Genomic DNA, 9,182 nt, shown 5'->3' with positions numbered 1-9,182 from the left:
CTGCGCGCGGCCGGCGCGGGGCTGTTGCGCGCGGCCGGTCTGTCCGGAGCCACGCCGCGCCGGCACCACCGGACCGCGCTCGTCGAGGCCGGACCGAACCGCCCCGTTCGCAGCCGACGGAAGGGTGAACTCCGGTTCCATGAACGGCTGATCGGGGACGCCGGACTCCGTCCTCAGGTCCCGCCAGGTCCTGCCAGGTCCCGATGCCCCCGCGCCCGGCTCCCCGGGCCCGACCCCACGCATGCGCCTGCTGCTCACCTGCTCACCAGACCCCCCGGTCCTGCCCCCTGAGCCACGCTGCCCAGAACGGTACCGGGCGCGGTCACCCGGCGGTAGACAGCCGCGACATCCCGCTGCATCCCATGACCGGACGGTGCATACCGGGCCCGCCCGGACGAAGCGTCACACGACCCGCTCGCCCCTCCGCCACACTGCGCCGGCCAGCGGGACTCCCGGCCGGTAGGCGAGGTGGACGTGGCTCGGCGCGTCGAGGATCACGAGGTCGGCGCGGGCTCCGGGGGTGATGCGGCCGATGTCGGTGCGGCGCAGCGCGGCGGCTCCTCCGGCGGTGGCGGACCAGACCGCTTCGTCGGGAGTCATCCCCATGTCCCGTACGGCGAGGGCGATGCAGAACGGCATGGAGGAGGTGAAGGAGGAGCCCGGGTTGCAGTCCGTGGACAGGGCGACGGTGGCACCCGCGCCGAGGATGCGGCGGGCGTCGGGCCAGGCCGCGCGGGTGGAGAACTCGGCGCCGGGGAGCAGGGTGGCGACGGTGTCGCCCTGGCCGAGCGCGTCGAGGTCGGCGTCGTCGAGGTGGGTGCAGTGGTCGGCGGACGCCGCGTCCAGCTCGACGGCGAGCCGGACTCCGGGGCCGTGGCCGAGCTGGTTGGCGTGGATGCGGGGGTGCAGGCCCCTGGCCAGGCCCGCGGTGAGGACGGTGCGCGCCTGGTCCTCGTCGAAGGCACCCCGCTCGCAGAAGACGTCGATCCAACGGGCGTGCGGGGCGCAGGCGTCCAGCATCGGTCCGGTGACGAGGTCCACGTAACCGGCGGGGTCGTCCGCGTGCTCGGGGGACACGATGTGGGCGCCGAGGAAGGTGACCTCGTCGGTGTGGCGTGCGGCGATGCGCAGGGCGCGTGCCTCGTCCTCGACGGTGAGGCCGTAGCCGGACTTGGTCTCGAAGGTGGTGGTGCCCTGCCGGAGCGCCTCGGCCGCATAGCGCGCGACGTTGGCGGAGAGCTCGTCGTCGGAGGCCGAGCGGGTGGCGGCCACGGTCGTGCGGATGCCGCCCGCGGAGTAGGGGCGGCCGGACATACGGGCGTTGAACTCGGCGGTGCGGTCGCCCGCGAACACCAGGTGGGAGTGGGAGTCCACGAAGCCGGGGATCACGGCGCGGCCGCCCGCGTCGACGGCGTTGTCGGTGGCGGGTGCTTTGCTTGACTCACCGGTCCACACGATGCGGTCGCCGTCGATGACGACGGCCGCGTCCTGGATCAGGCCCAGGGGGGTCCCGTCACCGAGGGAGGGGTCGTTGGTGACCAGGTTGGCGATGTGGGTGATGGCGGTCGTCGTGGTCGTCGTCATCCGGGCACAGCTTTCGTCGGTTTCGTCCGGCTGGACCGCCGGAGTTCTCGGCCGTCGCGCTTTCGGCTCGGGCCGGGGGCGTTCTTCGGGTGCGGGCCGCCCTGCCGGCGCGGGCAGCGGTCCGGCGGGGGCCATCGGCGCGGACTGCGGTCCGGCGGCTCGTTCTGTGGGCACGGACTGCGCTCCGGCGGGTTCCGCCGGCGCGGGCCCCGGCCGAGGGCTCAGCCGTACAGGGCCGCGACGGCCGAGGCGAGTGCTCCGGGCACGTCCTCGATCCGGGTGTGCCGGCCGTCCCGGACGATGTGCCGGCCCGCCACCACGGTGTGCCGCACATCAGCGGCGGTGGCGGCGAATCCAGCTGCTTCGGACGCCAGCCGGGGCACCGGCCCCGCCGTTCTGACGGAGTCCAGCGCGACGGTGGCGAGATCCGCAGGCGCGCCCGGTTCGAGCACACCCGCGTCCGGGCGGCCGAGCGCGGCGTGCCCCTCGGCGGAAGCCGCCCTGAGCAGGGCTGCCGCCGTCCAGTGGCCGCGCACATGGGTGCGCAGGCGTTCGTTGAGCTCCATCGCCCTGGCCTCCTCGAACAGGTCGATCACGGCGTGGCTGTCACTGCCCAGCGAGAGGGGGGAGCCCGCGCCCTGGAGAGCGGTGGCGGGGCCGATGCCGTCGGCGAGGTCGCGTTCGGTGGTGGGGCACATGCAGGTGCCCGTCCGGGAGGTCCCCAGCAGCTCGATGTCCTCGGCCGTCAGGTGCGTGTTGTGGATGCCGGTGGTGTGCGGGCCGAGCACCCCGTGGTCGGCGAGGAGCCGGGTGGGGGTGCGTCCGTGGGCGGCGAGGCAGGCCTCGTTCTCCGCGGTCTGTTCGGAGAGGTGGACGTGCAGCGGGACCGCCCGCTCCTGGGCCCACCGGGCGACGGTGGCCAGCTGGCCCGCCGGCACGGCGCGTACGGAATGGACGGCGGCGCCGATCACCACCAGGTCGCCGTCGCCCTTGAGGAGGGAGGCGCGCTCGGCCCAGGCGTCGGCGGTGGTGTCGGAGAAGCGCAGCTGGTGCCGGCTGGGTTTCTCCCCGAATCCGGCGGCGAGGTAGGCGGTGTCCAGCAGGGTGATGCGGATGCCCGCCTCCGCGGCCGCGGCGATGAGCGCCTCGCCCATGGCGTTCGGGTCGTCGTAGGGCGTGCCGCCGGGCGCGTGGTGCAGGTAGTGGAATTCGCCCACCGCGGTGATCCCGGCCAGCGCCATCTCGGCGTACGTGGCCCGGGCCAGGTCGTAGTAGGTCTCGGGGGTGAGACGGGAGGCCGTCCGGTACATCAGCTCGCGCCACGTCCAGAAGGTGCCGGAGCCCACCTGGGCGGTGGAGCGCAACGCGCGGTGGAAGGCGTGCGAGTGGGTGTTGGCCAGGCCGGGGACGGTCAGCCCGTGCAGCGCGGTGGCGCCGGGCGGCGGTGCGTCGATGCCCGTCCGGACACCGGCGATGCGCCCGCCCGCCACGTCCAGCAGGACGCCCGGCTCGACATGGGTGCCGAGCCAGGCGTGCGACATCCAGTACGTCGCGGTGACCGGTGTGCCCGTCGGTTGCGTTGTCAGCTGCACGCGAGACCTTCCAGTACGTCGGCGAGTGCCCGCACCCCGGCCACGCAGTCGTCCTCCGCGGCGTGCTCGGCGGGTGAGTGCGAGATCCCGGTGGGGTTCCGTACGAACAGCATGGCGGTCGGCACGGAAGCGGACAAAATACCCGCGTCGTGTCCCGCCCCCGTGCCGAGCACCGGTACGGCGCGCCCCGTGTCCTGCGGCCCGGCCTTCTCCAGCACCCGGCGGATCTCGTCCCGCAGTGCGTGCTGGAAGTCCACCACCGGCGTGAACGACTCGCGTACGACGTCGAGGCCGATCCCAGCCCGCTCTGCGTGCTCCCGCGCGGCCCGCTCGATCCCGCTCACGACGGTGTCGAGCGTGGCCTGGTCGGCGGCCCGTGAGTCGAGCCAGCCCCGCACGAGGGAGGGGATGGCGTTGACCCCGTTCGGCTCGACGGCGATCTTGCCGAAGGTCGCGAGGCCTCCGGCGAGCTCCGCCTCGCGCCGGGCCGCGAGCACGGTCTCGGCGTACGTGAGCATCGGGTCCCGCCGGTCGGCGAGCCGCGTGGTTCCGGCGTGGTTGGCCTCGCCCCGGAAATCGAACCGCCAGCGGCCGTGCGGCCAGATGGCGGAGGCGACCCCGACGGGGTCCCCGCTCAGGTCGAGGGCGCGCCCCTGCTCCACATGGAGCTCGACGAACGCACCGATCCGGGCGAGGCGTCCGGGATCGGGCCCGATGGCGTCAGGGTCGTACCCCGCCGCCTCCATGGCCCGCGGCAGCGGGACGCCGTCCCCGTCGCGGAGCCGGTGCGCGTGCTCGACGGTCAGCTGTCCGGCGGTGAGCCGGGAGCCGACGCAGGCGAGCCCGAAGCGTGCCCCTTCCTCGTCACCGAAGTTGGTGATGGCGAGGGGTTTGGTGAACTCCGCTCCCCTGCGGCGGAGTTCGTCCAGGGCGGCGAAGGAGGACACCACGCCGAGAGGGCCGTCGAAGGCGCCGCCGTCGGGCACGGAGTCGAGATGGGACCCGGTGACGACGGCGCCCTCGGCGAGCGGATCGCCGAGCCAGGCCCACTGGTTGCCGTTGCGGTCGACCTCGTGGACGAGCCCGCGGGACTCGGCCTGGGCGCGGAACCACTCCCGGCACTCCAGGTCGGCGCCGGTCCAGGCGTACCGGCGGTATCCGCCGCTTCCCGGGTCGAGCCCGAGGGGTGCGAGGTCGCGCCACATCTCCTGGAACGACGGCGGTTCGGGGTGGGTCACCGGCCCTCTTCCTCCGCCATGGGGACCCGCACGCCCTTGTCCGAGGCGACGGACTCCGCGAGGTCGTAGCCTGCGTCGACATGCCGGATGACGCCCATCCCGGGGTCGTTCGTGAGCACCCGCCGGATCTTCTCGCCCGCGAGCTCCGTGCCGTCGGCGACCGTGACCTGGCCGGCGTGGATCGAGCGCCCCATCCCCACACCGCCTCCGTGGTGCAGGGACACCCAGGACGCCCCCGAGGCCACGTTGACCATGGCGTTGAGCAGCGGCCAGTCCGCGATGGCGTCGGAGCCGTCGAGCATGGCCTCGGTCTCCCGGTAGGGCGAGGCGACCGACCCGCAGTCCAGGTGGTCGCGCCCGATGGCCAGGGGCGCGGCGAGCTCCCCGCTCGCCACCATGTCGTTGAACCGCTCCCCGGCCCGGTCGCGTTCGCCGTATCCGAGCCAGCAGATCCGGGCGGGCAGCCCCTGGAAGTGGACCCGCTCACCGGCCATCCTGATCCAGCGGTGCAGCGACTCGTTCTCCGGGAAGAGGTCGAGCAGGGCCTTGTCCGTCCTGTGGATGTCCGACGCCTCGCCCGACAGCGCCGCCCACCGGAAGGGGCCCTTGCCCTCGCAGAAGAGGGGCCGGATGTAGGCGGGCACGAAGCCCGGGAAGTCGAACGCGCGCGCGTATCCGGCGAGCTGGGCCTCGCCCCGGATCGAGTTGCCGTAGTCGAAGACCTCGGCCCCGGCGTCCATGAAGCCGACCATCGCCTCGACGTGCGCGGCCATCGACTCACGGGCGCGCCGGGTGAAGTCGGCGGGCTTCTCGGCCGCGTAGGAGGCCATGTCGTCGAAGTCGACGCCGACGGGCAGATAGGCGAGCGGGTCGTGCGCGCTGGTCTGGTCGGTGACGATGTCGACGGGGGCGCCCTCGGCGAGCATCCGGGGCAGCAGTTCCGCCGCGTTGCCGAGCAGACCGATGGAGAGCGGGCGCCGTGCGTCGCGGGCCTCGACGGCCAGCTGGAGCGCGTGTTCGAGCGAGTCGGCCCGTACGTCGAGGAAGCGGTGCTCGATCCGGCGCTCGATGGCGCGCGGGTCGCAGTCGACGCAGAGGGCGACGCCGTCGTTCATGGTGACGGCCAGCGGCTGGGCCCCGCCCATGCCGCCGAGTCCGGCCGTCAGCGTGATGGTCCCCGCCAGCGTCCCGCCGAACCGCTTCGCGGCGACGGCGGCGAAGGTCTCGTAGGTGCCCTGGAGGATTCCCTGGGTCCCGATGTAGATCCAGGACCCGGCGGTCATCTGCCCGTACATGGTGAGCCCGAGGGACTCCAGGCGGCGGAACTCCTCCCAGTTGGCCCAGTCGCCCACCAGGTTGGAGTTGGCGATCAGGACGCGCGGCGCCCATTCGTGGGTCTGCATGACGCCGACCGGCCGCCCGGACTGGACGAGCATCGTCTCGTCCTGCTTGAGCGTCCGCAGGGTACGGACCATGGCGTCGAAGGAGCGCCAGTCGCGGGCCGCCTTGCCCGTACCGCCGTAGACGACGAGCTCGTCGGGGTGTTCGGCGACCTCGGGGTCGAGATTGTTCTGCAGCATGCGGAGGGCGGCTTCCTGCTGCCATCCCAGGGCGCTCAGTTCCGTACCGCGCGGTGCCCGTACGGGGCGGGGTCCTGACATGGGTCTGCCTCCTCGCGAATGTGACTCTCCTATTCACATCCTGGCCGGATGAATAATTCTAGTCAACAGGTGAGGCCCGCGCCGCCCGGGGGCAGGCCTCTTCCCATCACACTCCCGGGGAGGCTCCGTGACCGCACCACAGCCCAGGAACGCATCGACCCCGCCCGGTGGACCCGCGCTCAAGCGGGCCATCGGCCCCAAGCTCCTCATCCTGTTCGTCATCGGCGACATCCTGGGCACCGGCATCTACGCCACCACCGGCAAGGTCGCGGGCAAGGTCGGCGGAGCCCTCTGGCTGCCCTTCCTGATCGGGTTCGTGGTGGCGGTCCTGACGGCGGCCTCGTACGTCGAACTCGTCGGCAAGTACCCCAAGGCGGCCGGCGCCGCTCTCTACACCCAGAAGGCGTTCAAGGTCCCGTTCCTGACCTTCGTCGTCGCCTTCATGGTCATGTGCTCGGGGCTGGCCTCCGCCAGCGCCGCGGCCCGCGCCTTCAGCGGCGACTACCTCGGCGAGTTCACCGACGCCCTGCCGCCCACCCTCGTCGCGATCCTCTTCCTCCTCGCCCTCGCGGCGGTCAACCTGCGTGGTGTCGCCGAATCGGTGAAGGCCAACGTCGTCCTGACGCTCGTCGAGCTCAGCGGCCTCCTGGTGATCCTCTCGATCGGGGCCTACGCCGTCCTGACGGACGGCGGCGAGCCCTCCCGGCTGACCGACCTGGAGACGGGCGGCACCGGATACGCCCTGATCACCGGTGTCCTGGACGCGACCGCGCTCGGTTTCTTCGCCTTCGTCGGCTTCGAGGACTCGGTGAACATGGCCGAGGAGACCCAGGACCCGGCCCGGACGTTCCCGCGCGCCATCTTCATCGGTGTCGCGGTGACGGGCACCATCTACGTCCTGGTCGCCCTGGTCTCGTCCCTGCTGGTCGACTCCCGCACCCTGGAAGGGTCCAGCGGCCCGCTGCTGGAGGTGGTGAAGGCGGGCGGCCTCGACTTCCCGCCGAAACTCTTCGCGCTGATCGCCCTGTTCGCGGTCACCAACTCCGCGCTGATCAACATCATGATGGCCTCCCGCCTCTGCTACGGCATGGCCAACGAACGCATCCTGCCCCCCGCGATGGGCCGGGTCCTCGCCACGCGGCGCACCCCCTGGGTCGGCATCGTCTTCGTCACCGTACTCGCCATCGGCCTCGTCTCCACCGGTGAGATCGAGGGGCTCGGCGACACCACCTCCTTCCTCCTCCTCTGTGTCTTCGCCGTCGTCAACATCGCCGTACTGGTGCTGCGCAAGGACCGGGTGGAGCACCAGCACTTCCGTGCGCCGACGGCGCTGCCCGTGCTGGGGGCGGTCACCTCCCTGATCCTGGCCGGCCCGCTGGCCGACCGGGCGGCGGACGTCTACATCCGGGCCGGGATCCTCGTACTGATCGGAATCGGTCTCTGGGTGGTCAACAGGGCCGTGATGCGGGCCCGCGAGAGGACCTGACGGCAAGCACCGAGGGACCGGCCCCGCCGCGGGAGGAGCTGGCCGGACACGTTCCGGCCGGCTGCCACGCGTCCACCTGCGGCACTGCGCGCGGCCGTCCGCATGTACCTGTGGAAAATGCCAGAACACCCACCAGTCGCACACACGTTGCGTAGCCTCTCCACTACACCCGCACGCCACGCCGGGAGGGGAGTCCGCGTTGCCCGGAATCGACGAGTGCCTGATCGAAGTCATGAGGCTGCCCGGTGCCCGGGGCGCCGCGGTGGTCGACTGGACGAGCGGTCTCGCGCTCGGCACGATCGGCGAGTCACCCAACGGCGACCATGAGGCCACGGCCGCCGAGACGGCCGAGGTGGCGAGGATGGCCGCCGAACAACCGGTCTTCGCGCAGACGGGCGCGCCCACCGCCGGATCACCGGGTCCGGCCGCCCCCGCCGTCGAGGACGTCATCGTCACGACCGCCCCCGGCTACCACATCCTCCGCTTCGTCGAGACGGCCTTCGACAGCAGCGTCTTCCTCCACCTCTGGCTGGACCGCGCGGAAGGCAACCTCGCCCTGGCCCGCATGAGGCTCGGCGAGATAGCGGAGCGGCTGGTCCTGGCATGAGACCCGCCGCCCCCGCAGGCCCCGGCTTACCCGAAGGGGCCACACCCTCCCCGATGCTCCAGCGGCTCGCGGCGGAACGTGCGACCGGCGCGCTGATGCGCGACCTCGGCACCCTCTACCTCGCCGACGGCCAGGTGGTCCACGCGGAGAGCCCCGCCACCCCCGGCATCGACGTCCTGCTCACCACGGGCGGGACCCTGCGCTCCGAGGGCTGGTGGGACGCGGTCGCCCAGGCGGGCGCCGGACAGCGGGTCGGCCGCTACCTCGTGGACAGCGGGCGGGTACCCGGCGGCGCACTGGAGCTCTGCCACCTGGGGGCGCTGTACGACGCGGCCTTCTTCGCCCTGGCCCCCACGCACACACCGGCCCGCTTCCGCTACGGGGTCTCCCACTGGATCGGCCCCGTCCGCCCCGTGCCCGTGCACGCCGTGCAGCGCGAGACGCTCCGGCGCCGGGAACTCCTGGACCGGATCTGGCCGGACGCGCTCACCGACAGCGCGCCGCTCTCACCCACGCCCCACCCGGTCGACGCCCCGGTGCCCCCACGCCAGCGCCGCGTCCTCGCCCTGGTGGACGGCGAGCGCACCGCCACGGACATCGCCCGGGAGCTGGGCCGCTCGGCCTTCCACATCCTGGTCGACCTGCGCCGGCTGGCGGCCGCCGGACTGGTCGAAGCGGTCCGTCCGGGCACGGCCGGTTCCGCGTCCGGGCGCGACCGGATCACGCTGCCCGAGGTCACGACCGACCCCGACGTCGCCCTGCTGCGCCGGCTCAGAGACGCATTGGAGGCCCTGTGATACGCGCGCTGAGACAGCGTGCCGGGAGGAGACAGCTGATGGTGCCCGAGGCCGAAGCGCAGGATGTCCTCGCCGAGCTCCAGCGGTTACGCGCCCGGGTCCCGCTCCTGACCGGCGCGCTGGCCGCCAGCACCGACGGCCTGATCCTCGCCCACGACACCCCGGGCATCGAGGCCGAGGGCGTCGCCGCACTGACCGCCGCCGCGCTCGGCGTCTC

Annotated in this window: 8 protein-coding genes; 4 read left to right on the top strand and 4 right to left on the bottom strand. The window is 72.8% G+C overall.

The genetic code is table 11. The annotated features are described in order from the left end of the window. Window positions 1–402: 402 nt before the first annotated feature. The 4 genes from hutI to hutU form a co-directional block, all read right to left on the bottom strand. Complete coding sequence (gene hutI / locus VN520_RS37855) at window positions 403–1,584, bottom strand: imidazolonepropionase (RefSeq protein ID WP_325751490.1); 1,182 nt, start codon at window positions 1,582–1,584, stop codon at window positions 403–405. A gap of 221 nt (window positions 1,585–1,805) precedes the next feature. Then, entirely contained in the window at window positions 1,806–3,176 is a 1,371-nt protein-coding gene (locus tag VN520_RS37850) for a formimidoylglutamate deiminase (RefSeq protein WP_325751489.1), read from the bottom strand. Beyond that, window positions 3,167–4,381: an allantoate amidohydrolase gene (locus VN520_RS37845; protein WP_325751492.1), complete on the bottom strand. Its 1,215-nt coding sequence runs from the start codon at window positions 4,379–4,381 to the stop codon at window positions 3,167–3,169. Before VN520_RS37845 ends, VN520_RS37850 begins: the two co-directional genes overlap by 10 nt. A 29-nt stretch (window positions 4,382–4,410) precedes the next feature. Continuing rightward, entirely contained in the window at window positions 4,411–6,075 is a 1,665-nt protein-coding gene (hutU, locus tag VN520_RS37840; RefSeq protein ID WP_325751488.1) for a urocanate hydratase, read from the bottom strand. A gap of 127 nt (window positions 6,076–6,202) precedes the next feature. Between hutU and VN520_RS37835 the strand changes: the two genes are divergently transcribed. The 4 genes from VN520_RS37835 to VN520_RS37820 form a co-directional block, all read left to right on the top strand. Then, complete coding sequence (locus VN520_RS37835) at window positions 6,203–7,561, top strand: APC family permease (protein WP_325751487.1); 1,359 nt, start codon at window positions 6,203–6,205, stop codon at window positions 7,559–7,561. A 199-nt stretch (window positions 7,562–7,760) separates the two neighbouring features. Then, window positions 7,761–8,168, top strand: a complete 408-nt coding sequence (locus tag VN520_RS37830) for a hypothetical protein (protein ID WP_325751486.1) — start codon at window positions 7,761–7,763, stop codon at window positions 8,166–8,168. 53 nt (window positions 8,169–8,221) lie between these two features. After that, window positions 8,222–8,965: a helix-turn-helix domain-containing protein gene (locus VN520_RS37825; protein WP_325751485.1), complete on the top strand. Its 744-nt coding sequence runs from the start codon at window positions 8,222–8,224 to the stop codon at window positions 8,963–8,965. A gap of 38 nt (window positions 8,966–9,003) precedes the next feature. After that, a partial coding sequence (locus tag VN520_RS37820) for a roadblock/LC7 domain-containing protein (protein WP_325751491.1) occupies window positions 9,004–9,182 on the top strand: 179 nt, incomplete at its 3' end.

Origin of the sequence: Streptomyces sp., assembly GCF_035563135.1 — a bacterium.
Taxonomy (GTDB): Bacteria; Actinomycetota; Actinomycetes; order Streptomycetales; family Streptomycetaceae; genus Streptomyces.
Note: the sequence above shows the minus strand (reverse complement) of the source record. Positions and strands in the feature narration are given on the sequence as shown.

Coding starts and splice junctions, on each gene's coding strand:
- hutI (WP_325751490.1), bottom strand. CDS start 1,584: ATGACGACGACCACGACGACCGCCATCACCCACATCGCCAACCTGGTC.
- hutU (WP_325751488.1), bottom strand. CDS start 6,075: ATGTCAGGACCCCGCCCCGTACGGGCACCGCGCGGTACGGAACTGAGC.
- VN520_RS37845 (WP_325751492.1), bottom strand. CDS start 4,381: ATGTGGCGCGACCTCGCACCCCTCGGGCTCGACCCGGGAAGCGGCGGA.
- VN520_RS37825 (WP_325751485.1), top strand. CDS start 8,222: ATGCTCCAGCGGCTCGCGGCGGAACGTGCGACCGGCGCGCTGATGCGC.